The organism is Actinoplanes ianthinogenes (genome assembly GCF_018324205.1).
In the GTDB taxonomy this organism is placed as follows: Bacteria; Actinomycetota; Actinomycetes; order Mycobacteriales; family Micromonosporaceae; genus Actinoplanes; species Actinoplanes ianthinogenes.
Map to the genome: position 1 here is coordinate 4988392 of NZ_AP023356.1, position 24984 is coordinate 5013375.

At 72.5% G+C, this 24984-nt stretch carries 23 protein-coding genes; 14 read left to right on the top strand and 9 right to left on the bottom strand.

Annotation, left to right across the window (positions count from 1 at the left end; all coding sequences use genetic code 11):
* Positions 1–10: 10 nt before the first annotated feature.
* Positions 11–706 (top strand): anti-sigma factor family protein, encoded by a 696-nt coding sequence (locus Aiant_RS22480; RefSeq protein ID WP_229830982.1) that lies wholly within the window; start codon positions 11–13, stop codon positions 704–706.
* On the opposite strand, the gene rarD is transcribed toward Aiant_RS22480, so the two are convergent.
* The 3 genes from rarD to Aiant_RS22495 all read right to left on the bottom strand — a co-directional run bounded on the left by rarD (position 681) and on the right by Aiant_RS22495 (position 4365).
* The gene (rarD, locus tag Aiant_RS22485; protein WP_189334515.1) at positions 681–1637 is read right to left on the bottom strand and encodes an EamA family transporter RarD; all 957 of its coding nucleotides are present in this window, start codon (positions 1635–1637) and stop codon (positions 681–683) included. The two genes, Aiant_RS22480 and rarD, sit on opposite strands and share 26 nt — an antisense overlap.
* Positions 1638–1774: 137 nt before the next feature.
* Positions 1775–2152: a phage holin family protein gene (locus Aiant_RS22490; protein ID WP_189334516.1), complete on the bottom strand. Its 378-nt coding sequence runs from the start codon at positions 2150–2152 to the stop codon at positions 1775–1777.
* A 92-nt stretch (positions 2153–2244) separates the two neighbouring features.
* The gene (locus Aiant_RS22495) at positions 2245–4365 is read right to left on the bottom strand and encodes a type VII secretion protein EccE (protein WP_189334517.1); all 2121 of its coding nucleotides are present in this window, start codon (positions 4363–4365) and stop codon (positions 2245–2247) included.
* Between the two features lie 279 nt (positions 4366–4644).
* On the opposite strand from Aiant_RS22495, the gene Aiant_RS22500 reads away from it, so the two are divergent.
* The 4 genes from Aiant_RS22500 (at position 4645) to Aiant_RS22520 (ending at position 9888) form a co-directional block, all read left to right on the top strand.
* Complete coding sequence (locus Aiant_RS22500; protein ID WP_189334518.1) at positions 4645–4962, top strand: WXG100 family type VII secretion target; 318 nt, start codon at positions 4645–4647, stop codon at positions 4960–4962.
* 18 nt (positions 4963–4980) lie between these two features.
* Positions 4981–5274, top strand: a complete 294-nt coding sequence (locus Aiant_RS22505) for a WXG100 family type VII secretion target (protein ID WP_189334519.1) — start codon at positions 4981–4983, stop codon at positions 5272–5274.
* 286 nt (positions 5275–5560) lie between these two features.
* Positions 5561–9526 carry an SseB family protein gene (locus tag Aiant_RS46880; protein WP_306415847.1) on the top strand — a complete coding sequence of 1322 codons (3966 nt, stop codon included), beginning with the start codon at positions 5561–5563 and terminating at the stop codon, positions 9524–9526.
* Positions 9523–9888, top strand: a complete 366-nt coding sequence (locus Aiant_RS22520; protein ID WP_189334520.1) for a hypothetical protein — start codon at positions 9523–9525, stop codon at positions 9886–9888. The genes Aiant_RS46880 and Aiant_RS22520 overlap by 4 nt, the downstream gene beginning before the upstream one ends.
* On the opposite strand, the gene Aiant_RS22525 is transcribed toward Aiant_RS22520, so the two are convergent.
* The 4 genes from Aiant_RS22525 to acs form a co-directional block, all read right to left on the bottom strand.
* Complete coding sequence (locus tag Aiant_RS22525) at positions 9889–10803, bottom strand: alpha/beta fold hydrolase (protein WP_189334521.1); 915 nt, start codon at positions 10801–10803, stop codon at positions 9889–9891.
* A 60-nt stretch (positions 10804–10863) separates the two neighbouring features.
* Positions 10864–11322, bottom strand: coding sequence for a hypothetical protein (locus tag Aiant_RS22530; protein WP_189334522.1), 459 nt, complete (start codon positions 11320–11322; stop codon positions 10864–10866).
* A 131-nt stretch (positions 11323–11453) separates the two neighbouring features.
* The gene (locus tag Aiant_RS22535) at positions 11454–13805 is read right to left on the bottom strand and encodes an immune inhibitor A domain-containing protein (RefSeq protein WP_229830984.1); all 2352 of its coding nucleotides are present in this window, start codon (positions 13803–13805) and stop codon (positions 11454–11456) included.
* Between the two features lie 286 nt (positions 13806–14091).
* Positions 14092–16077 (bottom strand): acetate--CoA ligase, encoded by a 1986-nt coding sequence (acs, locus tag Aiant_RS22540; RefSeq protein ID WP_189334523.1) that lies wholly within the window; start codon positions 16075–16077, stop codon positions 14092–14094.
* Between the two features lie 200 nt (positions 16078–16277).
* Between acs and Aiant_RS22545 the strand changes: the two genes are divergently transcribed.
* Both Aiant_RS22545 and Aiant_RS22550 read left to right on the top strand, forming a co-directional pair.
* On the top strand, positions 16278–17009 hold the full coding sequence (locus Aiant_RS22545; protein WP_425322608.1) for a Fic family protein: 732 nt from the start codon (positions 16278–16280) through the stop codon (positions 17007–17009).
* A 33-nt stretch (positions 17010–17042) separates the two neighbouring features.
* Entirely contained in the window at positions 17043–17522 is a 480-nt protein-coding gene (locus Aiant_RS22550) for a PH domain-containing protein (protein ID WP_189334525.1), read from the top strand.
* A gap of 1330 nt (positions 17523–18852) precedes the next feature.
* Here Aiant_RS22550 and Aiant_RS22555 read toward each other — a convergent pair.
* On the bottom strand, positions 18853–19656 hold the full coding sequence (locus Aiant_RS22555; protein WP_189334526.1) for an HAD family hydrolase: 804 nt from the start codon (positions 19654–19656) through the stop codon (positions 18853–18855).
* A gap of 304 nt (positions 19657–19960) precedes the next feature.
* On the bottom strand, positions 19961–20317 hold the full coding sequence (locus Aiant_RS22560; RefSeq protein ID WP_189334527.1) for an STAS domain-containing protein: 357 nt from the start codon (positions 20315–20317) through the stop codon (positions 19961–19963).
* A 202-nt stretch (positions 20318–20519) separates the two neighbouring features.
* Here Aiant_RS22560 and ssd point away from each other — a divergent pair, with 202 nt between their 5' ends.
* The 7 genes from ssd to Aiant_RS22595 are packed head-to-tail and all read left to right on the top strand — an operon-like array spanning position 20520 to position 24982.
* Positions 20520–21590: a septum site-determining protein Ssd gene (gene ssd, locus Aiant_RS22565; protein ID WP_189334528.1), complete on the top strand. Its 1071-nt coding sequence runs from the start codon at positions 20520–20522 to the stop codon at positions 21588–21590.
* A complete protein-coding gene (locus Aiant_RS22570) occupies positions 21587–22747 on the top strand; it encodes a TadA family conjugal transfer-associated ATPase (protein ID WP_189334529.1) in 1161 nt (386 codons plus the stop codon). Before ssd ends, Aiant_RS22570 begins: the two co-directional genes overlap by 4 nt.
* Entirely contained in the window at positions 22744–23472 is a 729-nt protein-coding gene (locus Aiant_RS22575; RefSeq protein ID WP_189334530.1) for a hypothetical protein, read from the top strand. The genes Aiant_RS22570 and Aiant_RS22575 overlap by 4 nt, the downstream gene beginning before the upstream one ends.
* Positions 23472–23672: a hypothetical protein gene (locus Aiant_RS22580; protein WP_189334531.1), complete on the top strand. Its 201-nt coding sequence runs from the start codon at positions 23472–23474 to the stop codon at positions 23670–23672. The genes Aiant_RS22575 and Aiant_RS22580 overlap by 1 nt, the downstream gene beginning before the upstream one ends.
* 23 nt (positions 23673–23695) lie before the next feature.
* Positions 23696–24406: a type II secretion system F family protein gene (locus Aiant_RS22585; protein WP_189334660.1), complete on the top strand. Its 711-nt coding sequence runs from the start codon at positions 23696–23698 to the stop codon at positions 24404–24406.
* Positions 24407–24449: 43 nt separating this feature from the next.
* On the top strand, positions 24450–24620 hold the full coding sequence (locus Aiant_RS22590) for a DUF4244 domain-containing protein (protein WP_189334661.1): 171 nt from the start codon (positions 24450–24452) through the stop codon (positions 24618–24620).
* Complete coding sequence (locus tag Aiant_RS22595; protein WP_189334532.1) at positions 24617–24982, top strand: TadE family type IV pilus minor pilin; 366 nt, start codon at positions 24617–24619, stop codon at positions 24980–24982. Before Aiant_RS22590 ends, Aiant_RS22595 begins: the two co-directional genes overlap by 4 nt.
* Positions 24983–24984 lie beyond the last annotated feature (2 nt).

Consider the following 24984-nt stretch of genomic DNA (forward strand, 5'->3'; position numbering starts at 1 on the left):
CAGAGTGCGGATGACGGAACGCCGGCTGGAGGCGGAAAAGATGCGCTGTGAGGACGGGCACGACGACGCCGCGTACGTCCTCGGTGCGCTGTCACCGGCGGAACGCGCGGCCTACGAACACCACCTGGCAAGCTGCTCCTTCTGCCGGGAAGCGGTCGCCGATCTGTCCCGGGTGCCGGACATGCTGGACCGGCTCGACGCCGACGAGTTCGTGCGGTTGCTCGACCCGACGCTGTCCGCGCCGGCACCGGTCCGCTCCTATCAGCCGGCCCGGCCCGCCAAGACCTTTTCGGTACGCGCGCTGAGCACCGTGGCGGCGCTGGTGCTGATCGTGCTGCTCGGTGGCGGCGCCGGCTGGTGGCTGATGAACCGTCCCGAGCCGGGAAGCACGGCGACCGGACCGGCCGTGGCGATGGCCGCGGTGGACGCGCAGTCGCCGATCTCCGCGAACATCCGGCTGGCCGGCACCTCGGGCGGGACCAAGGTAGAGATGGTCTGCCGGTATGCCGAGAGCGAGAAGCCGTACACGTTCCGGCTGATCGCGTACGGCCCCGACGACGAGAACGAGCAGCTGGGCTCGTGGATGGCGCATCCCGGCGCCGAGTTCCGGATGCAGGCGAGCACTCACTTCCCGGTGGAGAGCCTGGACCGGCTGGACCTGGTCCGCTCCGACGGCAAGATCATGCTGACGTACCGGCCCCGCTGACCCCTTGTGCGGCCGCGGTCCGGTGGCCGGCCGCGGTGGCCGCGCGGAGGCGGGCGGCCGATCGGGCGCCGTGGATGCCGTCCGCGGTGAAGATGATCAGGGCGAGCCAGACCAGGCCGAACCCGGCCAGCCGGGCCGCCGGCATCGGCTCGTGGTAGATCAGGACGCCGCAGGCCAGCTGGATGATCGGCGCCAGGTACTGAAGGATGCCGAGGCCGACCAGCGGCACCCGGTTCGCCGCGCCGGCGAAGAGCAGCAACGGCACGGCGGTGGCCACGCCGGCGAACAGCATCAGCGCCGTGTGCCCGGCGGAGACGTGCCCGAACTTCGCCCCACCGGTCAGGTTCAGCCAGGTCAGGTAACCGAACGCGGGCAGCGTCAGCACCGCCGACTCGACGAACATCCCCTCGGCCGGCGGCAGTGACATCCGCTTCTTGATCAGGCTGTACGAGCCGAACGAGGCGGCCAGCGCCAGCGCGATGTACGGCAGGCGGCCGTAGTCGACGGCGAGGACGGCGACCGCCAGCCCGCCGATGCCGACCGCCAGCCACTGCCAGATCCGCAGTCGCTCGCGCAGCACGGTCACGCCGAGCAGGACCACGACCAGCGGGGTGATGAAGTAACCGAGCGCGGTCTCGACGACCCGGGACGAGTTCACCCCGTAGATGTAGGTCGCCCAGTTCACGCCGATCAGCACGGCTGCGGCGGAGATGCCGCCGAGCAGGCGTGGGGTGCGCAGCACGCGGCCCAGGAAGCGCCAGTTGCGCATCGCGGTGAGCAGCAGGGCGACGAAGGCGGCGGACCAGATGACCCGGTGCGCCAGGATCTCCAGCGGGGGCGAGGGCTGGAGCAGCTTGAAGTAGATCGGGAAGAAACCCCAGATCGCGTACGCCATGATGCCGTACAGATAGCCGCGCCGCTCGTCGCTCATGCCCTCACCGTAAGGCTGCCGAGCGGCGGCGGTCCTTGCCTATATCCCAGCTCACAAGGCCAATCCGGGCGTGCTGGCATGCATCGCGGGGCGCCGCTCGGCGCCCCGCGAATGTCACGGCCGGAGGTGGGCGAGGGTCAGTCGTCGCCGTCCGGGACCAGCATGTTCAGTACCCAGCTGACGATGCCGACCAGCAGCGCGCCGAGGACCGCCGCCACGAAGCCGTCGACGTGGAAGCCGAGGTCGAGCTTGCCCGCGATCCAGCTGGTCAGCAGGAACAGCAGGCCGTTCACCAGGAGCGCGACCAGGCCGAGGGTGAAGACGTAGAGCCCGCAGCCGACGGTCTTGATGATCGGCCGGAGGATCGCGTTCACCAGGCCGAAGATCGCCGCCACCGCGAGCAGCGTGCCGGCCTTACCGGTCGCGGTGTCCGCGGAGAGGTGGATCCCGTCGATGACCAGGGTCGCGATCCACAGCGAGACGGCTGTGATCACGAGCCGGATGATGATGCCCATGGCAGGGGATCGTGCCACGGCCGTGCCAGCGGCGGGTACGACACTCCGCGATCTTCATCCGAGCGCCGCCGGAGATTCCGGCATATAGCGATCTATCGCTCATTCGCCGGGCGGTCCAGATTGCCGATCAGCACCCTTTCGACAGGGGTGGGGGTCAGCATTGCCCAGCGCACGGCGGGTGGACTGAGGACCGCGAGCATGCCGGGGCGCATCCGGCTCAGCAGGCCGGTGGTGTCGCCGAGGTCCAGGGCGCCGCCGATCAGCTCGGCCTCAGCCTCCCGGAGTGGCTGGACCAGCAACAGATCGGCGTCGCGGAGCGCGGTGACGTCCTCGCTGCCCACCGTGGGCCGGACCGTCAGCGTCGCGGTCCACGGTCCGCCCTGGAGCCGGTGTCCCGGCCTGCGCGCCAACCCGCTCCCCGGCCCGCCCCCCGATCCGGGTACCGGCCCAGTGGCCTCCCACTCCGGCCGGTCGAGGTCGTGGGGTGGGCCGCCCGCCCCGGCCGCGGTCCAGTCGGTGGCGAAGGCGAGGGCGTCGAGGCCGTCCTCCCGGGACTCGTGGGAGCCCACTCTGGTCACCCCTGGCGCCGCGGTGGCCGGGTGCCGGGACGGTCCGGGGTCGAGGACGGTCAGGACCGGGTGCAGCGGGGATCCCGGCGGGGCCTCGGCCGGGTGGTCCAGCGGCACGACGGCGATCGCGCCATCGGGGACGGAGCCGCTGTGGGCGAAGGTGGCCCAGTCCTGCGGCCGGTGGGTGCGGACCAGTACCCGGGCGCCGATCGCCATCGCCCGGAACGCTGTCAGCCGCGCGCAGTGAGCGCCGCCGACCAGCAGGATCCGGGTGTGCTCCGGCCGGAAGAGCCGGACCAGCACCGGGTCGCCCTGCCGGCTGCGGCCGACCGCGAGTCCGGACCAACCGGTGGGCACCGCGAGACGGCCGAACGCCTCGCTCGCCGGTGGCCTCTGTCTCCGGAGTCGCTGCCCTCGGGCCGGCGGCTCGGGGTCGGTGACGGCGAGCGGGAGGGTGGTGGCGAGGCCGGGCAGGTGGTCGCCGTCGCGTCGGTGGAGCCGGACGCGCTCGCGGGCCGTCAGCTGCCGCAGGGCGGTCGCCGCGGCCTCGAGGGTGGCCGGGTCGGGGACGGTCAGGCGCACGGCCAGCGTGACCGGCCGGCTGTGCGGTGGTCGGTCGTGGGCGGGCACGTCGGCGGTGAGGGTCACGGTGGTCGCCGTGGCCGGGAGCAGGAGCAGCCGGGCCATCAGCTCGGCGGTCAGGCCTGCTCCGCCGGGTGCGTGCGCGTGGAACGTCACCTGGGACAGGGGGCCGGTGCGTAACCTCGTCCAGTCCTCGTGGACGGGGGCGGCTGGATCGGCGTACGAAAGGTCGAAGAACAGGCGGACCGCCTCGGGCCCGGCCAGGGGTTGCGCCGTCAGGCGCCGGGCCAGCTTGCGGACCTGGCCGGTCAGGGAGTGGAGCAGCTCGCCGTCCGACCAGCCCGCCGCGCGCGACACGTGGACCGCGAGCACCGCCCGGGCCTGCCCGAGGACCCGGCCCTCGGTGAGCAACTGATAAGAGCCGGCGACCGGACCGGTCCCGGAGCCGGCGGTGGGCGCGGGTGCGCCGGTCAGCAGCAGCTGGATGCGGCCCGCCGGCCGGTCGCGGCCGTCGGCGGGCAGCAGCTCCCAGGGCGCGGGCAGGTCGGGTCTGGTCTCGGCGAGCAGGGCGGTCGGGTCGCCGAGGTCGAGCAGCATGGTGAGGCCGGTGGGGTCGGTGAGCAGCGCCGCCGGGCCGCTGGGGAGATCGGTCGAGGTCACCCGGGTGCCCGGGGCGGTGAGCTCGAGGATCGCGCCGGCCATCCGGATCTGGGCCGCCGACCCCTGGGCAGCGGTCTCTCGGGCGGTGGTCTCCTGGGCGGTGGTGTGCCGGGGGACTGACAGGCGGGCGGCGGCACGGCGGCGGACGTTGAGGCGCAGGGCGGCGGTCAGCCAGGCGAAGGCCCAGCGGTCGCGGACGCGTAGCCAGGTCAGTGTGAGGGCGAGCGCGGCGCAGAGCACGGCCGCGAACAGCGCGGGGCCGCCCGTGACGGCGCCGACCAGGACCAGGGCCACAGCGGCCTGGGTGGTGACCACCTGATGAAGGCTCACTGCATCGGCCCGCCGGGGCGGCGCCGCGGGCGCGGCGGTGGATCGCCGCGGTGCCATCAGGTCCGTCGTCACGCCGTCCTCCCTGCTCGCGCCGGGCATCGATCATCGTGCGCGGCCATGGTAGGCCGAAACCGGCACGCGCCGTGCCCGTTGTCCACAGGCGAGAGTTATCCACAGGTTGCCGATCGGGGGTTTCGCCGCCTGCCGCCGATCCCCTAGCGTCGAGGCCCGGAACGTGATCGGGCAATCACCCATGGATATCGATGCCTGCTCGCGCCGGTAAGCCTGATGACCTGTGTCGATGCACGGGTGATCGTTCCGTGTCCACAGCAGAATGGGGGTGACCTCGGGATGGCGCTGACACAGGCCGAGTCCGCGGTGATGGCGACTACCGCCGCCAAGTTCGATCAGGTCAACGGCGCGCTCCAGCTGATGCTGAGCACGCTGATGTCCGAGCTGTCCGGCCTCAGCGGGTCCTGGCGAGGGCTCGGGGCTAACGCGTTCGAGCAGGTCAAGACGCAGTATGCGGCGGATCTGCGCAGCCTCGGCAACGCGCTCGCGGAGACCGCCGAGTCGATCCGGGCATCCGGCGCCGGATATCACGCCACCGATGCCGACGCCGCCAGTCGTGTCGCCCGCACCGGCGGCACGTTCACCCTGCCGCTCTGACTCTCCCGGAGGATTTCTGTGAACGACGGAGTTCTGCTCGTGCATTTCGGTGCCCTCCAGCAGGCGGGTGTCGACATCGACAAGGCGCTCGGCACCCTGCGGTCCCAGCTCGACCAGTTGGAGCGCGATGCCGCGCCGCTGGTGGACACCTGGGCCGGCGAGGCGCGGGAGGCCTATGCGCAGCGGCAGGCCACATGGCGCGCCGCCTCGAATGATCTGGAGGGCATCCTGCGTCAGATCAGGCACGCGGTGATCGAGTCGGCGGCCGATTACGTGGCCACCGAGCGGGCCGCCACCCAGCGGTTCCAGTGAGCCGACGCAGGATTACCCGTTCGGGCGCTCCGATTGGCCCGATCCGGGTGGGTTGAGGTCGCCCGTTCGCGTACTGGTCCCGGTGGTTGACACGGCTACCATCGGTTGTTGGATCATTGCGCCGGGCGATCGGAGCACGCGTACGGGCTCGGCGCGGCCGCTTGCCGGGCGCGGCCGGATACAACTCGGCCGTCAGCGCACCGCCGCCCATTGTCATTGCGGTCTGGCCTTGTAGGTTTATACGCGTTGAGATGGATCCGTCGCACGCGTGTGGGGAGAGGTGGACGTGTCCGAGTGGGAACCGGCTACGGACGCCGAGGTCGCGATGCGCGATGCGCTGCGCACCGACGACCAGGAGTCCTATTTCCGCATTCTCGCCGGTGTCGACCTTCTGTTACCAGTGTCGGCCGACGCGCTCGCGGGTCTGGCGCCGCTCGGCTGGGGCACCTGGAGCACCGGCGGTCGCACTCATGTGCTGGCGTTCACCTCGCAGGAGGCATTGCACGCCTGCCTGTCCGACTACACCGGCGCGTCGCGACGGGTGCCGTATTCGGAGCTCGCCAACACCTGGCCCAACCTGGAGTGGTGGCTGGCGGTCAACCCCGGCCTGCCGATCGAGGGATATCTGCCGGCCTGGTTCGTCGCGCAGCTCGCCCGCGGTGACCTCCGGCTCCCGACCCGTGGCCCGGGCCGGGAGGTGCACGGCACTTCCAAGATCCAGGAGATCGGCGCGGCCGCGCTCGCGGCCAAGCGGGCCGGTGACGGGCCCGGCGGGCCAACCTATGAGACTTCGGCGCCGGCCGCCGCCGCGTCGGGCTATCCGGCATATTCCGCCGGGAGCCCCGAGGCTCCGGCCGGTCCGATCGGCGCGCCCGGTGTTCCGGGCGCGCCCGCGTCTGCGCCCAGCGTTCCCGGTGGCGGCCCGCAGCCGTCGCAGCCCGGCCTGGCGCCGTCCGGCCTTCCGCAGCGCGGTGTGCCGCAGCCGGGTGCGGCGCCGTCCGGCCCGGCCGGTGCGCCGCAGTTCGGTCCGGGTGGTGCGCCGGTTTCCGGTGGTGCGCCGCAGTTCGGTCCGGGTGGTGCGCCGCTGAGTTCGCCCGCTTCGCCGGCCGTGCCCGGTGCGGGTCCGGCGGGACAGCCGAGCGGTCTCCCGGTGCGTGCGGCGGGTCTGCCGGCCCGGCCCACCACGCCGTCCGGGCTTCCGGTGCGGACCCCGTCCGGGGTTGACCCTGCGGACCAGCCGCCAGCCGCTTCGGTTCCTGCTGCCTACAAGGCGCCGGCCGTGCCCCGCGACTTCCCGGGCTCGCCGGCCGCCCCGGCAGGTCCCCGTGATCTGCCTGGCGCGCCCGGGGGACCGACGCCGCGTAATTTCCCCGGCTCGCCGGTCTCCTCGGGTGCGCCGTCCGGGCCCGGTGGGCTGCCGGTTCGCGGCACCTCGGGTAGTGGCATGGCCACGCCCGGCTGGAACTCGGAGTCAGTGCCCTTCGGGCCGGAGAACGACCCGCGTGGCCCGCTCCAGGACCCCAAGGCGCCGCTGCCGGTGCGCAACCCGGGGGCGAACACACCGCCGATCCCCGAGCACGTCACGCCGTATGACCCGACCGAGGCGCAGGTCGACCCGAGTTGGGCGGCGCTCGGCAGCGGCCGGGCCCCGAGCCCCGCTTCCGGCGCTGGTCCGCTGCCCTCCCGTGGCGGCGCCGATCTGTCGTCCGGTGCCGGTCCGCTGCCCACTCGCGGTGGTGCCGACCTGTCGTCCGGAGCTGGTTCGCTGCCTTCTCGGGGTGACCTGTCGTCCGGAGCTGGTTTGCTGCCTACTCGGGGTGCTGACCTGCCGTCGGGTGCCGGTCCGCTGCCCACTCGCGGTGGCGCCGAGCTGTCGTCCGGAGCTGGTCCGCTGCCCTCTCGCGGAGGTTCCGACCTGCCGCGGCGGCAGCCCGGGCAGACCGCGGGGCCGGCGCAGACCACGTCGTTCTCCGGCTTCACCAACCCCCGGACGAACCCGGCCCCGGCCGCCCCGGCACCGAGCTTCCCGCAGGGTCCCGCCTCGCCGCAGGCCGCGGCTGCGCAGGCCCCGGCTCCCGGCGCGCCGGCCCAGCCCGGTGGACAGGCCAACGCGCTGCCCCGCCGTCAGGTGACCCCGCCGTCAGAGCGTCCGCCGTCGATGGCGGCCGCCGCGCAGGCACTCACCGGCGGGCACACTCCGGCGCCGGACCCGGCTCTCGCGCAGCGCGATGCGGCCGCCGACCGGTTCGGCCCGTCCGGACCCGCCCCGGCCCTGTCCCGCGACTCCGGTCCGGCCGGCGACCGGTCCACGCCGCCGAGTCGGCCCGGGCTGCTTCCGCCGGTCATCCCGGGCGCCTCCGGCGCTGATCGGGGTGCTCAGGGTTACGGCTCCGCGCCCGGCTACGGCGCATCGGCGTCCGGCTTCGGTGCCTCCGGTCCGGGCACGCCCGGATCCGGGTCCGCCCTTTCCGGTACGCCGGGATACGGCTCGACGCCGTCGTACGCTCCCGGCTTCGGTGGTCCGTCGGCCCATCCGGTCTCCGGCGCGGCCGCCCCCGGCAGCCCCGCCTCCGGCCACGGCGCCCCGGGCCAGTTCGCTTCCGGCCTCGGTGCTCCGGGCCAGCCGGTTTCCGGTCCTGGTGTCTCGGGTCATGCCGTTTCTGGTCCTGGTGCTCCGGGCCAGCCTGTGTCTGGTTCTGGTGCTCCGGGCCAGCCAGTTTCCGGTTCTGGTGCTCCGGGTCATCCCGTTCCTGGTCCTGGTGCTCCGGGACAGCCGGTTTCCGGCGCCAGCGCTCCGGGCCACCCGGTTTCCGGTGCTCCGGGTCAGCAGGTCTCCGGCGCTCCGGGTCAGCAGGTTTCCGGCGCCTTGGGACAACCGGTTTCCGGCGCGGCTGCCCCGGGCAGCCCGATCTCCGGCGCCGGTGCGCCCGGTGCGGTCGCCGAAGCACCCGCTTCCGGCAGCCCGGTCTCGGCCTACCCGGCGTCCGGCAGCCCCGCCGCGACCTCGGGTGCTCCCGGATACGCCGCACCGTCCGGCTACGGCCCGTCTGCCTACGCCCCCGCCACCCCCGGTTACGCCGTGCCCGCGGTGCCCGCTCCGGGGGCCACGTTCGGCATGCCGCCGCAGGGGAGCCCCGCTTCGGCGTACGCGAGCCAGGCGTTCGCCACCCAGATCATCCCGACCGCCAAGGTGGCCGCCGCGACCGCGCCGACCTCCGGGACGTCCGGTCTCGGCGTGGCCGGCTCGGCGACCGGCGGCGCTTCCGGGTCGGAGGGCCAGGACCATCGGGACTTCGTGCCGGCCAACGACACCGAGCGGGAGCTTCAGGACGCCGCGGACGCCGGGAACACCGACGTCTTCCTCTCCACCCTGCTGCTGGCGAACGTGCTGGTGCCGGTGGCGCACCACTCCCGCCCCGGCAGCGCGCCCGGGGAGTCCGGCTTCGCGTTCCAGCCGGAGGAGGTCGACGGCGAGAAGTTCCTGATCGTCTTCACCAGCAAGGACCGGCTCTCCGAGCACTTCGGCGAGCCGACCCGCACGGTGGGTGTCCGGTTCTACGAGCTGATCCGCAACTGGCCCGACCCGAACTGGTCGTTCGCCGTCAACCCGGGCACCCCGGTCGGCGCGAAGTACCCGGGCACCCAGATCATCGCCCTGGCGAACTGGGCCACCGAGGCCGGTCTGGGCGCCGACCCGATCGAGGGCCCGGCGGCCGAGGAGGCGGGCGCTCCGGTGCCGGCCCCGGATCCGGTCAGCGACGAGGCGCAGCACGCCACCGTCATGCAGAAGACGATCGCCGCCGAGCAGGTCGACTACTACCTGGACCGCGGGTACGACCGGGTGGCCGGGTTCGTGCACCGGGCCTCCGAGGTCGAGCACCTGCGGACGCCGGCCGAGCTGTTCGGCGCGCTCGGGCTCTACTACGACGCGTCGCCGTTCCAGCCGGACGCGAAGGAGGCGTTCGTGCTGCGCTGGCCGGCCTTCCGGCCCAGCCTGTACCGGATCCCCTACGGCGGGCAGAACGAGCAGGCGCTGCGCGCCATGGACGGCTGGGTGATCGAGCGGCCGCCGTTCCGGGGCAACGGGTTCGCCCCGGGTGAGGGCCGCGACGTGATCGCCGAGTTCAAGGTGGACAGCGTGCGGTTGCCGCACGGTGCCCAGCTGTGGCGCATCGACGCGGACGGCAACGAACGCATGTTGGCGATCTTCGACGCGGACGGACCGCTCTGGCGCCGGGTGGGTGAGCAGTGATGCGCGACGGTTACGTGGTGACCTGGCAGGGCCAGGAGTACGACGCGGTGCCGGACGCCGACCGGGTGCGGATCTACTCGCCCCAGCCGGCCGAGGGCTTCACCGAGGTCAAGCCCGGGCGGTACGTCCGGGTGCTGGAGCCGGACGAGTACGAGGAGATCGCCTACGTCCGGACGCTGTGCACCTGGCGCGGCGAGCCGTTCATCGTGCTCGCCGAGGCGGACACCTGGCTGCGGCTGGAGTACACCGGCGGCCGTGCCCCGGTGGCCCAGCGGCTCGGCCTGGAGGAGTTCGACTACGGCGTCTATCAGGGGTGGGCGCCGGCCGCGGAGGTCCACGACCGGTACGAGCACCGGGTCTGATCAGCTGGGCGTCTTCAGCCAGCGCAGGATCTCGCCGGTGACGAAGTCCGGCGCCTCCTGGTGGATGAAGTGCCCGGCGCCGGGCAGCAGACGCCACTCGTACGGCGCCGTCACGTATCGGCCGGAGCCCTGGGCGGTGCGCGGCAGGATCGCCTTGTCCAGCGAGCCGTGCAGTTGCAGGGTCGGCATGCTGAGCGGCTGCTGCATGAGCTTGACGAAGCGGTAGCCCTGGAGGCGCAGCGCGCTGCGGGCCACCCAGCGATACGCCTCCAGGGCGCAGAACGACGCCTGCGGGATCTGGATCGCCTGGCGGCAGCGGTACGAGTAGTCCGCGAACTCGGGGGTGGCCGCCCACTCGGGGCTGCTCCAGTGCGCCATCAGCTCACCGATCAGGGCGGCGTCGTCTTTGGTGAGCACATGTTCGTACCGCGGAACTTGGAATTTGAGGATGGTGGCCGACGCCGCGAACTGACCGCGAGGGTCGGCGAACAGCGCGGCCCGCAGCCGCAGCGGGTGGGCCGCGCCGAGCACCACCAGGCGATTGACCATTTTGGGGTGGAAGGCGGCGGCGGCCCAGCCGACCATCCCGCCGGCACCGGCGCCGACGATCGTGGCGGACCGCTCGCCCAGCGCGCGGATCAGGCCGGTCACGTCGGCAGCCATGGTGTAGCCGTCGTAGCCGCGCGGGGGTTTGTCGCTCAGCCCGTAACCGCGCAGATCGATGGCGGCGGCCCGGAAACCGGCGTCGGCGACCCGGGTCATGATGTCGTGCCAGGCCCACCAGAACTCGGGGAAGCCGTGCAGGAAGAGGACGAGTGGGCCGGTGCCGGCCTCCACGACGTGGAACCGGCTGCCGTTGGCGCCGACGAAACGGTGGGTCCACGGGCCCTCCGCCATTACCACCGACTCGTCCATGCGGCCAGCCTATGCTTCGCTGTCACGACCGGCGCGAGGCACTCGTGAACCCACGCGCGATCAGCCGATCGGTTTCGCTTCGAGCATCGTCATCAGCTCGCCCGGCCCGCAGTAGATCTTCAGCAGGCTGGGTTCCAGCTTCACCTTGACCCGGGCGCCGTCCTCCAGCTTGATGCCCTCGCTGCTGTAGAGCGCGTAGACGGTCCCCTCGTCGGTGCTGAGGCCGTAACAGGGGCCGGTGCCACCCTTGGTGACCATCCCGGTCACCCAGCCGTTCTCGGGCAGGGTGTCGGTCGGTTCCTTGGGCGGCTTCGCGGTCTTGGTGATGGTGGGCAGCGGCGCCACCGAGGACGGAGCCACGGAGGACGGGGCCACCGAGGACGGCGCCACGGAGGACGGCGCCACTGCGGGCGAGGGGGACAGGGGTGGGGCCGAGGCCGAGGAGCCGGTGGAGGCGCCGCATCCGGCGGCGAGCGCCCCGGCCGCGACGGCGATGCCGATCCTGTGGTGAGTGCGCATCCGATCATCCTTCCCGCGCAAAGCGTCACCGGTGGGACGAATCGCGGCGCGTAACGGTTCCCCGAAATGGGGCAGCGCCCGGGGCGTAGGGTCCCCGGGCGCTGCTGGTGGTGCGGTTCAAACGGTCGGGATCAGTACACCGCGACGGTCATCGAGGTGCCGAGCTGGCCGAGCACCGCGATCTTGACGCCGGCGGCCGGGAGCTTGACGCCCTGGTTCGGCAGCTCGTCGTAGAAGTACTTGTCCTTGTCGTTGAAGACCGGGTTGCCGAACAGCGGCTTGACCACGGACTTCTCGCCGTTCAGGTGCAGGGTCATGCCGTCGGTCGGCCACAGGCCGAACGGGGCGTCGTACACCTGGACCCGGGACCGCCACGGAACACCGGCCGGGTTGAGGAACGGCTTCGGGTGCGCGTCGATGACCAGGTTGAGGCCCGACCCCGGGTGCACGTTCGTGTTGTTGTCGACCTGCGAGGTGTCCCAGTACGAGATCAGCAGACCGGTCTGGTAGTTGTAGTGCTCCACCCAGTCCGGCTTGGTGTTGGCCCACCCGAAGTTGTACGGGCCGGTCTCCAGGTACTTGTCGTACGAGGTGTAGCTCCGGTAACCCGCGATGTAGTAGTTCGGGTAGTCCTTGGTGAGGGTGGAGCCGACGATCGAGAAGCCGGCCGCGGTCCACGTCGAGGTGCCCTCGGCGCCCTCGGTGGAGACCACCGCGCCGTCGGCGGTGACGGTCAGGTCGTCACCGAAGAAGCCGCCCTCGGAGACACCGCCGTCGGTGACGTAGTGCAGGCGGAACAGGATGTTCTTGCCCGCGTACGCGTTCAGCGGCACCTCGATCGGCTTCCACGCGTTGCCGGAGGAGCCGGTGATCGCCGGAGCGCCACCGCCGTCCTTGACGAACGGCTCGCCGCCGACCGTACCGTCGAGCCTGGTCCAGTTGGCGCCGTTGTCCGTGGAGGCCTCGGCGAACAGGTAGTCGTAGTCCTCCTCGATCGCGTACCGGCCGGCCAGCGAGACGCTCGCGCTGGTCTTGCCGGTCAGGTCGATCGCCTTGGACAGCGACACGTTCAGGTCGTCCGCGTTGCCGGAGAAGAACTGCTTGCTCCCGGCGTACGGCTGACCGAGATCCGTGGTGACCTTCTTGTCCGGCAGGTTCACCACCACGGCCTGCTTCTTCGCGGTGTTGTACTCCTGCGGCCCGAGGTTGACGACCTTCTTCTCGCCGGCCTTGACCGCCTGGTAGTTGAGCCAGCCGAGCTGCAGCTTGTTCCACGCGCCCAGGTCGCCCGGCCGGGTGCCGATGCCCTGGTCGCCCTTGGCGCCGAGCCGGCTCTGCGCCATCAGCGTCCAGTACTCGTTGCTGTTGTCGCCGCCGCCGCTGGTGTCGTAGTCGTCCGGGAGGCCCAGGTCGTGGGTGTACTCGTGGACGAAGACGCTCAGGCCGCCGTTCTCCGGCTGGATGGTGTAGTCGCCGACCCACAGGCCGGTGTCACCGATCTGGGTGCCGCCGAGCAGGTTGCCGCTCGGGCCGGTGGCGCCGGCGTCCGAGGAGTAGGCGTACCAGCGGTGGCTCCAGACGGCGTCCTCACCCTGGTACGGGTCACCGTCGGCCTGGTCGCCACCGGCGTGCACGATCTGGAAGTGGTCCAGGTACCCGTCCGGCTCGTTGAAGTTGCCGTCGCCGTCGAAGTCGTACCGGTCGTACTGGTCGAACGTCGCCAGGTCCGCCTTGACCTCGGCCGGGGTCTTGCCGGCGGCGATCTGGTCGGCGTACCACTGGGTCACCGCGTCGCGGACCAGCTGCCACACGTTGGTGCAGTTGCTGCTGGCGCAGACGGCCGGGTCGTCGCCGTTCGCGTCCTTCGGGTCGTCGTTGGACCGGCCGTACCGGGCCTCGTTGTACTTGACCTTGACCCAGTCGGTGACCTCGCCGTCGACGCTGTAGCGCCCGGACGACTGGGTCTCGAAGTAGGTCTTGACCGACTCGGTGTTCTTGCCGGTGCCGAAGTACAGGTTCTGGAAGTACTCCTGGGAGTAGTCCGACCGCCAGACGGTGGAGTTGTCGACCTTGCGGTCCGGCTCCGGGATGGCGTTGTGCAGCGGGCCGTCGAAGGTCGACGGGCCGGCGTACGCCGGGGTCGTGTCCTGGTCGGGGAACGACGGGTGGCGCTCGTTCCCGAACTCGGTGAGGATCACGAAGATCTTGTCGGTCTTCTCCCGCGCCAGCTCGACGTACTGGTTCTTACCGGGGTGACCAAAACCGCCATTACCGTACGTCTTGCCCAGGTTGACGACCGGGCTCCCGTTACGGTATTCCACCTTGGACTCGCCGCTCACCACCTGGGAGACGGCCTCCTCGCGCAGCGCGCGACGCTTCTCCTCCAGCGGGTTTGGCAGGTCATCGACCGGGGCATTGTCCCCGGTCTGTGCCACCAGGGCCGGGTCCGCCGGCGGAGCCGCCAGGGCCAACGTCGGAGCCATCGCTCCCACGGTGGTCACCATTGCAGCGCCGAGCAGTCCCGCGACTACCTTGCGCACTACGTTTACCTCCGTTTTTGCGGCCGGACCGCGGTGTGCCGGGCCCAGCGTCAAACGGCCCCGGGGTTCGGGACTAGAGGTGAACGTATGCAAACCAGCCGATGTTCGGGGAACGTGCAGGAGATTGATGACCAACGGTTACGTGTTATGGAGTGGTCATATCATTGCAGTAGGCATAATGGACAAAAGGGCTGGTCACGCGAGCGTGACCAGCCCTTATAGATTAGCGTCAGTCTTCTGCCTTACCGGTCTTGAGACCGGAACTGATCAGATCCATAACAGCGGAGTCCTGAAGCGTCGTGACGTCGCCCAGTGACCGGTTCTCGGCCACGTCACGCAGCAGCCGCCGCATGATCTTGCCGGAGCGGGTCTTCGGCAGCTCGGGAACCAGCATGATCTGCCGCGGCTTGGCGATCGGGCCGAGCGTCTTGGCCACGTGGTTGCGCAGCTCCTTGATCAGCTCCTCGCCGGCGTCACCGTCGGTCGCCACGTTGCCGCGCGGGATGGTGAACGCCACGATCGCCTGACCGGTCGTCGGGTCGGTCGCGCCGACCACCGCGGCCTCGGCCACCGCCGGGTGCGAGACCAGCGCCGACTCCACCTCGGTGGTGGAGATGTTGTGCCCGGAGACCAGCATGACGTCGTCGACCCGGCCGAGCAGCCAGAGCGCGCCGTCCTCGTCCTTCTTCGCACCGTCACCGGCGAAGTAGATCCACTTGTCGCCGTTGCCGGCGCCGGCCCCGAAGCGCGACCAGTAGGTGTCGATGAACCGTTTGTCGTCGCCCCAGATGGTGCGCAGCATCGACGGCCACGGCTCGGTCAGCACCAGGAAGCCGCCGCCCCCGTTGGGCACCGGGGTGGCGGTGTCGTCGACGACGTCCGCGCTGACGCCGGGCAGCGCGGTCATCGCCGAGCCGGGCTTGGTCGCGGTCACGCCGGGCAGCGGCGAGATCATCACGGCGCCGGTCTCGGTCTGCCACCAGGTGTCCACGATCGGGGTGCGCTCGCGGCCGACGTTCTCCCGGTACCACATCCAGGCCTCGGGGTTGATCGGCTCGCCCACGCTGCCCAGCACGCGCAGCGAGGACAGGTCGTACTTGGCCGGGATGTCGTCGCCCCACTTCATCATGGTGCGGATCAGCGTCGGCGCGGTGTAGAGGATCGACACCTTGTACTTGTCGACGATCTGCCAGAACCGGCCACGGTCCGGGGTGTCCGGGGTGCCCTCGTACATCACCTGGGTGGCGCCGTTGGAGAGCGGGCCGTAGACGATGTACGAGTGGCCGGTCACCCAGCCGATGTCGGCGGTGCACCAGTAGACGTCGGACTCCGGCTTGAGGTCGAAGACCGCGTTGTGCGTGTACGAGGTCTGGGTCAGGTAGCCACCGGTGGTGTGCAGGATGCCCTTCGGCTTACCGGTGGTGCCCGAGGTGTAGAGGATGAACAGCGGGTGCTCGGCGTCGAACGGCTGCGCCCGGTGCTCCGGGCTCGCCTGCTCGACCGTCTCGTGCCACCACTTGTCCTTCTCCGTCCAGGCGACCTCCTGGCCGGTGCGGCGGACCACCAGTACGTGCTCGATGCTCGCGCACCGGGCCACCGCCTCGTCGACGGTTGGCTTCAGCGCGGACGGCTTGCCGCGCCGGTACCCACCGTCGGCGGTGATCACGACCTTGGCGTCGGCGTCCTGGATCCGGGTGGCCAGCGCCTCCACCGAGAAACCGCCGAAGACCACGCTGTGCGTGGCGCCGATCCGGGCGCAGGCGAGCATCGCCACCGCGGCCTCCGGGATCATCGGCAGGTAGATCGCGACCCGGTCGCCGGCCACCACGCCGAGCTCGGTCAGCGTGTTCGCCGCCTGCGAGACCAGCTTCAGCAGCTCCGTGTAGGTCACGGCACGGGTGTCGCCGGGCTCGCCCTCCCAGTGGATGGCGACCTTGTCCCCGTTGCCGGCCTCGACGTGCCGGTCCACGCAGTTGTAGGCCACGTTCAGCTCGCCGCCGACGAACCACTTGGCGAACGGCGGGTTGGACCAGTCCAGCACCTGGTCCCACGGTTTCGCCCAGGTGAGGCGCTCGGCCTGGCGCTCCCAGTAGGCGAGCCGGTCGTTCGCGGCCTCGTCGTACGCCTCGGCCGTCACGTTGGCGGCCGCGGCAAGGCCGGCGGGCGGCGGGAACTGCCGCGTCTCCGAGTACAAATTCTCCAGTGTCTCGCTCATGAGGGCGGCTCCTCTGCCGTGACCGGGGTCTCTTCGTTGCACACTAGTTCCGCGGACGCTGCCCTGCGAAAGCTGCGCGCCGGGCGGTGCCGTGCGCGCGCCGAGTGACGCGTACGTGATCGGTACTGCGCGAATCTTGCCAGTTCCACTCGTGTTTGTGCACCCCGGGTTTCCGGCGTTTTACGGGTTACCGTGTTCCCGTGGATCCACTAGCACCCTTGCTCGACCTCGCTGACGTCGCTCCGGCCCTGGCCGCGGCCCGGGACAGCGTCGACACCGCCATGCGGCACCGTGCCCTGCGCCGGCACGGCGGCCAGGTCGCCGCCGAGACCAGCCTGCGCGCCGCGGTCGCCAGCGCCGCCCTGGAGGGCAACCACCACGAGCTGGAGGACGTGCGCGCCGGTACGGTCACCGACCCGGTCCTGCAAGGCGCCCTGCGGGTCGCCGAGGGGCTCGGCGGCCTGGTCGACCTCTGGCCCCGCGCGCCCCGGCAGGTCCTGGCCAAACTGCACGTGCTCGCCGCCCGCGGCGTGGTGCCGGCCGAGGAACTGGGCCGGCTCACCGGTGGCGCCGAGCGGATCGACGCGCTCGCCGGGCTGGTCGCCGGCAACGAGGAGACGCCGCCGCTGCTGCTCGCCGCGATCGTGCACGCCGAGCTGATCACGCTGCGCCCGTTCGCCGGGCCGGCCGGGGTGGTGGCCCGGGCCGCCGCCCGGCTCACCCTGATCGGGCGCGGCTTCGACCCGCGGGGCCTGGTGTCGGTCGAGGTCGGGCACCTGTCCCGGGAGCCGGAATACGTCGGCTCGGCGGGCGCCTACGCCACCGGCACGCCGGACGGGGTCCGCTCCTGGCTGCGGCACTACGCGGCGGCGGTCACGGCGGGGGCCGAGGAGATCACCACGATCGGTGACGGCGTTCTCGCCACCGTGTGACCGGAGATCATCCCGGCGTCGCATACTTTGGGCGTGGCTGACAACTGGGTGCGTCCCTACCAGCCGGGGTCCGGGCGCTGGGTGGTGATCGCCTGGGAGGCGTTCGCGCTGGCGATGCTCTCCTGGGCCACGGTCCGGCAGTTCGACCTGATCGGGCACGGCGTCCGGGTGGTCGCCTGCCTGCTGGCCGCGATCTGGGTGGTCGGCGCCTGGCGGGTCCTGCAACTCGGTGTCTACGTCAGCGCCGAGGGGGTGCTGATCCGCGGGCTGCTGCGCTCCCGGGTGATGACCTGGCGCGAGATCACCGGCGTCCGGATGCACCGCACCACCCACCGGCTGGGCCCGTGGGAGATCGAGAGCGGCCGCACGGTGCTGCTGGAGCGCCGTGACGGCGGCACCGTCAACACCGAACTCTGGGAGCAGGGAGTGGACTTCCACTCCCGCCCCACCGTCTTCAAGGCCGTCTACCAGGAAATCCGCAACCGCCACCGCCGGGCCGCCGACTCCACCTGACCCCGCCACCCGACCACACGATCTGCCCGCGCCGACCACACGATCTGACCGCGCGACGCCGGGCCCTGAGTCGCGCCGTTTCCACCCGGCCATGCGGTCTGACCGTCCGACGCCGGGAATCTGAGTCGCGCCGCTCTCGCACCCACCGTCAGCGCCGCGACGCGGGGTCTGGGGGCTCGGCCCCCAGGTCGGCAAATGAAGAGGGGCCGCGGTCCGCGGTTCTTGCGGACACACGACCCCTGCCACTCTTGCGCGTCCGGACCGGGTTAACAAGCGTGCACCTGGGTCGTTGTCGACGGTCCTGCTGCCTGGTGGCGATGATCCCCATGACGGCGGAAGCACCACCTTTGGCGGAGGTCCCGTCGCAACGTGCCTGCCGTGGCTGATCGCGCGTGGGTTCCCGGTGGCCGTGCACGGTGCCCGATCCGCCGGCTTCCGATCTCTCGACCGGGCCGATTTTTCGTGGCTCCGCGACTTCCTTTCTACGCCGCTCGGGGCTTGATCGCCAGGCATCAGCCGGGCAAATCTGGCGATCCGCAATTACTCAGACCAATGCCATTTGTCCAGGTCACTGTGTTGCCGGCCGACTTCGAAGATCAAATTCATGCTGACTTGGATCCGCGCTGATCACCGATCGTCGCTCCCGCCAGGGACCCTTGCGGGCCGGGCTGGCCGCTGGCGCGTCCAGAACGCCCGACCCTCCAGGGCGACGCCCGTGGGTGGCCCCGACCCGCCAACCCCAAACCCCCGGCTGGTCCTGGTGGCCCTGTCCGTGCCCGGGGTGGGGCTGTGGGTGCCAGCCCGACAGCCCCGGGCTGGTCCTGGTGGCCCTGTCCGTGCCCGGGGTGGGGCTGTGGGTGCCAGCCCGACAGCCCCGGGCTGGTCCTGGTGGCCCTATCTGTGCCCGGGGTGGGGCTGTGGGTGCCAGCCCGACAGCCCCGGGCTGGTCCTGGTGGCCCTGTCCGTGCCCGGGGTGGGGCTGTGGGTGCCAGCCCGTCAACCCGGGCTGGTCCTGGTGGCCCTATCTGTGCCCGGGGTGGGGCTGTGGGTGCCAGCCCGTCAACGCGGGCTGGTCCTGGTGGCCCTATTGGCGCGCGGGATGGGGCCTTGGGTGCCAGCCCGTCGGCCTTGGCTGGGGGTTTGGGCGGACCACCGGGAGGTGGGCAGTTCGGCCCGGATGTGGCCTCGCGGCCGTGAGGGGGCAGCGGCCTGGCGTCGAGCAAAGGGAGGGGCTGTGCGGTTGGGGCGGGGGGCGGTCGTACCGGAAAGCGGGAAGCGGCCTTGAGTGGTGAGCGGGGCGTTCGGTGAGGCGGTCGTCGGCGATGGGCAGTCAGGCGACGGCGGCGGCTCGGGCTCGGCGGTGGCGGCCGTAGAGGGCGAAGCCGATGGCGACGCCGACACCGACGCCGAGGGCGGCGGCGACCGGGACGGCCGGGCGGTCGCGCAGGCGTTTGCCGAGGGCGATCGGGTGGCGGAACTCCAGGACCGGCCAGCCGCGGTCGACCGCGACGCGGCGCAGGGTGCGGTCCGGGTTGACGACGCTCGGGTGGCCGACCGCCTCCAGCATGGGCAGGTCGCTGCTGGAGTCCGAGTAGGCGAAGCACTGGCTGAGGTCGTAGCCCCTGGTCCCGGCCAGCTCGCGGATGCCGGTGACCTTGGCCGGGCCGGCCGAGTAGAACTCGACCTGACCGCTGTAGCGGCCGTCGACGATGGCCATCCGGGTGGCGATGATGTCGGTGATGCCGAGCAGGGCGCCGATCGGGCGGACCATCTCGTCGCCGGAGGCGGAGACCAGCACGACGTCGCGGCCGGCCGCCTGGTGCTCGGCGATCAGCGCGGCGGCCTCGGCGTAGACATAGGGGTTGATCAGCTCGTTGAGCGTCTCGGCAACGATCTGCTGGACCTGCTCGACCCGCCAGCCCTTGCAGAGCGCGGCAAGGTAGTCCCGGGTGCGGGCCATCGCCTGCTCGTCGGTGCCGCCGCCGAGCCGGAACATCAGCTGGGCATAGGCGGATTTCACCACGTCACGCCGACTGATCAGGCCATCGCGATAGAACGGCCGTCCGAAGGCCAGCGCGCTGGACTTGGCGATGACGGTCTTGTCGAGGTCGAAAAACGCGGCGCTGGGGCCCACGGGGCGAAAGTGTAGCGGCAAGCGGCTCGCGGGCGGGTACCCCTTTGCCGTGACGCGCAGTGAAAACGGTCAGACGGGCAGGGACCTCACATCGAGTTCAATTCAGTACTCGACTGCCGACTCAGTCTGAGGCAAACTTGTGTTTGCGACCCGGCTCAGTGTTGTTACCGTCGCGTCCCGTAAAGCTCAATTTCATGGCCCTCGGCTGCTGCGCCCCCCGCGGTTGCCGAGTCGATTCGGCTCGACCCCCCCGGAGCCGAATCCCAGGACGACCCCCGTCTCCCCCGACGGGGGTCGTTCCCTCTCAGGCTCCGGTCGCCTGCGTCGGCAGCTGGTCCAGCTCCTCCTCGGCCAGGCCGAAGAAGTTGCTGAGGCCGGTCACGGTGAGGACGCGGCGGAAGGTCGGGCTCGGGTTGCGCACCACGTATCCAATGTTGCGCTCCGTGGCGGCACGGTAACCCTCGATCAGGGCGCCGAGCCCGGTCGAGTCGATGAAGGACGCATGCCGCAGCTCCACGTGGACGGTCGACGGCGACCAGTCGGTAATCGCATCCCGGATGCCATCGGCCACCTCGTCGGCGTTGGAGAAGTCGATCTCCCCGAGCACCGTGACCGTGACCGTGCCGTCGTCTCCCGGCGTGGTCCGGATCGAGTTCTCCATGCCAACTCCATCGGTCCGTGTCGGCACAACATACCCAACTCGGACCACCCCAACCGCCACGGCATTAGCAGATCCCCTTGCCCCGCGGGAGTTGTCCACAGCGTCCGAAGTTATCCACAGGCGGGATCTCCCTCGATTGCCCGGGCGGCGGCGGATCGGGAGGTTGGGCGGGCCCAATCGTGCCCACCCACGGGAGACCGCGATGCCCCAGCCGCCCCGTCCACTCCTGGTCACCGCCGACGACGACCTGCTCGACGACCTGCTCCGGCTGGCCGCCGCCGCGGGTAGCGAGATCGACGTGGCGCCCGACCCGGTCGCCGCCCGCCCGCGCTTCCGGCCCGCGCCGGTCGCCCTGATCGGCGCCGACCAGGCCGAGCCGTGCCTGCGCGCCGGGCTGCCGCGCCGGCCACGGACAGTCCTGGTGGCCCGGGGCGCGCCCGGCGACGAGCTCTGGGCGATCGCCGAACCGCTCGGCGCGGACCACGTCGCGGTGCTCCCGGAGGCCGAGCCCTGGCTGATCGAGCAGCTCGCCGGGCCACCCCGGCAACCGGCCGTCTCCCGCACGCTCGCGGTGATCGGCGGCCGTGGCGGCGCCGGGGCCAGCATCCTGTCCGCCGGACTGGCCGCGATGGCCGTCGAGGCCCGGCACCGGACGCTGCTGATCGACGCCGACCCGCTCGGCGGCGGCCTCGACCTGGTGCTCGGCTGGGAACGCGTCGGCGGCCTGCGCTGGTCCGGGCTGGCCGGCGCCGGCGGCCGGGTCGACCCGCCCGCGCTGCTCGGCGCGCTGCCGCACCGCGGCGACCTGGTGCTGCTCTCCTTCGACCGGGACGAGCTGTCCGGGGTGCCGGCCGAGGCGATGGCGGCCACCCTGGACGCCGCCCGGCGCGGCCGCGACGTGATCGTCGCCGACCTGCCGCGCCAGCTCGACGACGCCGCGGTGCTGGCCCTGCAGGCCGCCGACCGGACGCTGCTGGTGGTGCCGGCCGAGCTGCGCGCCACCGCGTCGGCGGCGCGCACCCTCGCCCAGGTCCGGCCGCACTGTGAACAGGTCGCGGTGGTGGTCCGCGGGCCGGCACCCGGCCGGCTGAAACCACGGGAGATCGCGCGGACGCTCGGGCTGCCGCTGGCCGGGTCGCTGCGCCCGGAGCCGGCGATGTGCCAGGACCTGGAGCGCGGGACGGCACCCACCGCCGGTGGGAAGGGGCCGCTGGCCGACCTCTGCCGGCGACTGGTCACCGAGCTGATGACCGCCCCGGTGGTGGCGGCATGAGCGTGGTGGACCGGGTGCGGCGGCAGTTCGCGTACGAGGGGGTGGAGGCGACCCCGGCGGCGGTGGTGAACGCGGTCCGCCGGGAGAACGGGGTGCTCGGCGACCGGGCCGTGCTGCGCCTCGCCGACCAGGTGCGGGACGAGCTGATCGGGGCCGGGCCGCTGGCGCCGCTGCTCGGCGACCCGGGGGTGACGGATGTGCTGGTGAACGGCACGCAGGTCTGGGTGGATCGCGGGGCGGGACTGCAACGGGCGGCGGTGCGGCTCGGGGACGCCGAGGACGTACGGCGGTTGGCGCAGCGGCTGGTCGCGGCGTGCGGGCGGCGGCTGGACGACGGGCAGCCCTGCGCGGACGCGCGGCTGCCGGACGGGACCCGGCTGCACGCGGTGTTGCCGCCGGTGGCGACGCAGGGGCCGTACCTGTCGTTGCGGACGTTCCGGCAACGGCCGTTCAGCCTCGGGGACCTGGTCACGCACGGGACGGTGCCGGTCGACGTGGCGGGGGTGCTGGAGGCGGTGGTGGGGGCTCGGTTGGCGTACCTGGTCACCGGCGGCACCGGCAGCGGCAAGACCACGCTGCTGGCGACCCTGCTCGGGCTGGTGCCGCCGACCGAGCGGATCGTGCTGGTCGAGGACGCGGCCGAGCTGCGGCCGGTGCACCCGCACGTGGTGGCGCTGCAGGCCCGGACCGCCAATGTGGAGGGTGCCGGGGCGGTCGGGTTGACCGACCTGGTCCGGCAGGCGCTGCGGATGCGGCCGGACCGGCTGGTCATCGGCGAGTGCCGGGGCGCGGAGATCGTCGACCTGCTCGGCGCGCTGAACACCGGGCACGAGGGCGGGGCCGGGACGCTGCACGCCAACGCGCCGGGCGACGTGCCGGCCCGGCTGGAGGCGCTCGGGCTGCTCGGCGGGCTGCCGCGGGTGGCGCTGCACGCCCAGGTGCTGGCGGCGTTGCAGGTGGTGCTCCAGGTCCGGCGGGTCGGCGGCCGCCGGGTGCTGGAGTCGGTGAGCGTGCTGGTGCCGTCCGGGCCGGAGCGGGTGCCGGGCGTGCTGCCGGCCTGGTCCCTCGGCGTGGGCGCCGGTCCGGGCGCCGGCCTGCTCGGACGGATGCTGCGGGAGCGCGGGGTCGCCGTCCCGGCGGTCCTGGGGGCGTCGTGATCGGGGTGCCGGCCGCCTGCCTGGTGGGCTGCGTGGCCGCGATCGCCTGGCCGGGGCCGGGGGTGCTGGCCCGGCTGTCGGGGCGGACCCGGGGCTTCTCCGTCGATCTGAGCCGGCTGCGGCGACTGCCGGATTCGCTCGATCGCCGGGCGGTGTTCGTGGTGACCGGAGCGGCCGCGCTGGCCGGGTTTCTGCTGGGCGGCCCGGTGGCCGCGTTGGTACTGGCCGTCTACGGCGGGCTCGCGACGAGGGCGTGGGCGCGCCGGGGCACCCGGAAACGGGCCGCGGCCACGCGGGCGGCGGCGCTGGAGGCGTTGGCGGCCCTGGTCGCGGATCTGCGGGCAGGACTGCCGCCGGTGATGGTGAACGCCTCCGGGCCGGTCGGCGGGGACGAGCGGATCTCGCGACTGTCCGGGGCGGTGTGGCGGCTGGCCGACCACACCGGGGCACCGGCGGCGGATCTGCTCGGGCGGATCGAGGCCGACGCCCGTGCCGCGGACCGGGCGGCGTCGACGGCCGCCGCCCAGGCCGCCGGGGCGCAGGTCACGGCGGTGCTGCTGGCGGTGTTGCCGCTGGCCGGGGTCGGCCTGGGGTATCTGATCGGGGCCGATCCGCTCCACATCCTGCTGCGCACGCCGGTCGGGGCGGCCTGCGCGGCCGGGGCGTTGCTGTTGCAGTGCGGCGGGCTGGGATGGGCGCGGCGGCTCATGAACGGGCCGCGCTGATGGCTACCGAGTGCGGACTGGCGACCCTGCTGCGACCGGGCGGGCCGGTCCGGGTGCCGTTCCGGAGGTGCTGCGCGGCCGCCCTGGTCGGTGCCGACGCCCCGTTGGATGCCTGCTCAGCGGCCCGGGTGCCGGACCGGCGGCCGCCCGTGTGCGCGCCGGTCGCGGGCGTGTGGAAGGCGGTCGCGGTGTGGCGGTGATCGGTGCGTTCGCGGCGGCGGCGATGGCGGTGCTGGTGGTGCCCCTTCTCGGGCGGCCGCGGGCCAGTCGGCGGCTCGGACGGCTCGCGAAGGCCGGGCCGGCCGCCGAGCGGAGGAGCCGACCGGCCGGCGAGCACCGCGACCGGCGGCGGCAGGTGCTGCTCGCCGTCGTGGCCGGGATCGGCGTGGCCTGGCTGGTCGGCGGCTGGTGGGGACTGGCTGCCGGGCTGGGCGCCGGCCTCGGCGCCGACCAGCTCCTGCGCCGCCAGGAGCCCGCCGGGGTGCGGCGCGACCGCCAGGAGGCGCTGGCCGACCTGCCGCTCGGCGCGGACCTGCTGGCCGCCGCCCTGCGAGCGGGCGCACCGGTGGACCGGGCGGCCGCCGCGGTCGCCGACGCGCTGGGCGGGCCGCTCGCCTCGCGGTTGCGGCGGACCGCCCGGTCACTGCGGCTCGGAGCGGGACCGGCCGAGGCGTGGGGCCACCTGGCCGACGTCACCGGCGCCGACCGGCTGGTCGCGGCGGCGGTGCGGTCCAGCGCCAGCGGCGGGGCGCTCGCCGGGGCGCTGGAACAGCTGGCCGGAGACCTGCGGGCGTCCCGCTCGATCGCCACCGAGGCGGCTGCGCAACGCGCCGGGGTGCTGATCGTGCTGCCGCTCAGCCTCTGCTTCCTGCCCGCCTTCGTGCTCGCCGGTCTGGTGCCGGTGCTCGTCGCCGTGCTGGGCGACGTTCTGTGAGACCGAGAACTCAACCTAGGAGGACTACGTGCAACAACTCGCCATGGCGTTCCGGCGGCTGCGCACCGAGGCGGCGGACGCCGGGATGACGACCGTGGAGTACGCGGTGGGCACGCTGGCGGCGGCCGCGATGGCCGGCGCCCTGCTCGTGATCCTGACGAGCAAGACGGTGCAGGACGCGCTGATCGGCGTGATCACCCGAGCGCTCAAGTGAGGCGGCGCCGGCGGTCCGGCCGGGACCGGGGTGCGTTCACCGTCGAGCTCGCGGCCGGACTGCCGGCGCTCATGCTGCTGGTCTTCGTGGGGATCACCGCGGTGTCGGCGGTGGTGACGAAGGCGCAGTGCCTGGACGCGGCCCGGGAGGCGGCGCTTGCTGAGGCACGGGGCGAGCGAGGCAGCTCGGTGGCGGCGCGGACGGCTCCGGCGGGCGCCGAGATCCGGCTCGGCGGCGACCGGGAGAGCGTCACGGCGACGGTGTCGGTGCGGGTCGAGGTCCTCGGCACCCACCTGCCCGGCGTCACGGTCATGGCGAGCGCGGTGGCCGCCCGGGAACCGACGACCCTGCCGGTGAGCTGACG

What these genes read in the sequence shown, in the direction of transcription:
- Aiant_RS22480 (WP_229830982.1), top strand. Translation starts at nt 11, where the DNA reads ATGACGGAACGCCGGCTGGAGGCGGAAAAGATGCGCTGTGAGGACGGG.
- rarD (WP_189334515.1), bottom strand. Translation starts at nt 1,637, where the DNA reads ATGAGCGACGAGCGGCGCGGCTATCTGTACGGCATCATGGCGTACGCG.
- Aiant_RS22490 (WP_189334516.1), bottom strand. Translation starts at nt 2,152, where the DNA reads ATGGGCATCATCATCCGGCTCGTGATCACAGCCGTCTCGCTGTGGATC.
- Aiant_RS22500 (WP_189334518.1), top strand. Translation starts at nt 4,645, where the DNA reads ATGGCGCTGACACAGGCCGAGTCCGCGGTGATGGCGACTACCGCCGCC.
- Aiant_RS22525 (WP_189334521.1), bottom strand. Translation starts at nt 10,803, where the DNA reads ATGGACGAGTCGGTGGTAATGGCGGAGGGCCCGTGGACCCACCGTTTC.
- Aiant_RS22530 (WP_189334522.1), bottom strand. Translation starts at nt 11,322, where the DNA reads ATGCGCACTCACCACAGGATCGGCATCGCCGTCGCGGCCGGGGCGCTC.
- Aiant_RS22535 (WP_229830984.1), bottom strand. Translation starts at nt 13,805, where the DNA reads ATGGCTCCGACGTTGGCCCTGGCGGCTCCGCCGGCGGACCCGGCCCTG.
- acs (WP_189334523.1), bottom strand. Translation starts at nt 16,077, where the DNA reads ATGAGCGAGACACTGGAGAATTTGTACTCGGAGACGCGGCAGTTCCCG.
- Aiant_RS22560 (WP_189334527.1), bottom strand. Translation starts at nt 20,317, where the DNA reads ATGGAGAACTCGATCCGGACCACGCCGGGAGACGACGGCACGGTCACG.
- ssd (WP_189334528.1), top strand. Translation starts at nt 20,520, where the DNA reads ATGCCCCAGCCGCCCCGTCCACTCCTGGTCACCGCCGACGACGACCTG.
- Aiant_RS22570 (WP_189334529.1), top strand. Translation starts at nt 21,587, where the DNA reads ATGAGCGTGGTGGACCGGGTGCGGCGGCAGTTCGCGTACGAGGGGGTG.
- Aiant_RS22580 (WP_189334531.1), top strand. Translation starts at nt 23,472, where the DNA reads ATGGCTACCGAGTGCGGACTGGCGACCCTGCTGCGACCGGGCGGGCCG.
- Aiant_RS22585 (WP_189334660.1), top strand. Translation starts at nt 23,696, where the DNA reads ATGGCGGTGCTGGTGGTGCCCCTTCTCGGGCGGCCGCGGGCCAGTCGG.
- Aiant_RS22590 (WP_189334661.1), top strand. Translation starts at nt 24,450, where the DNA reads ATGGCGTTCCGGCGGCTGCGCACCGAGGCGGCGGACGCCGGGATGACG.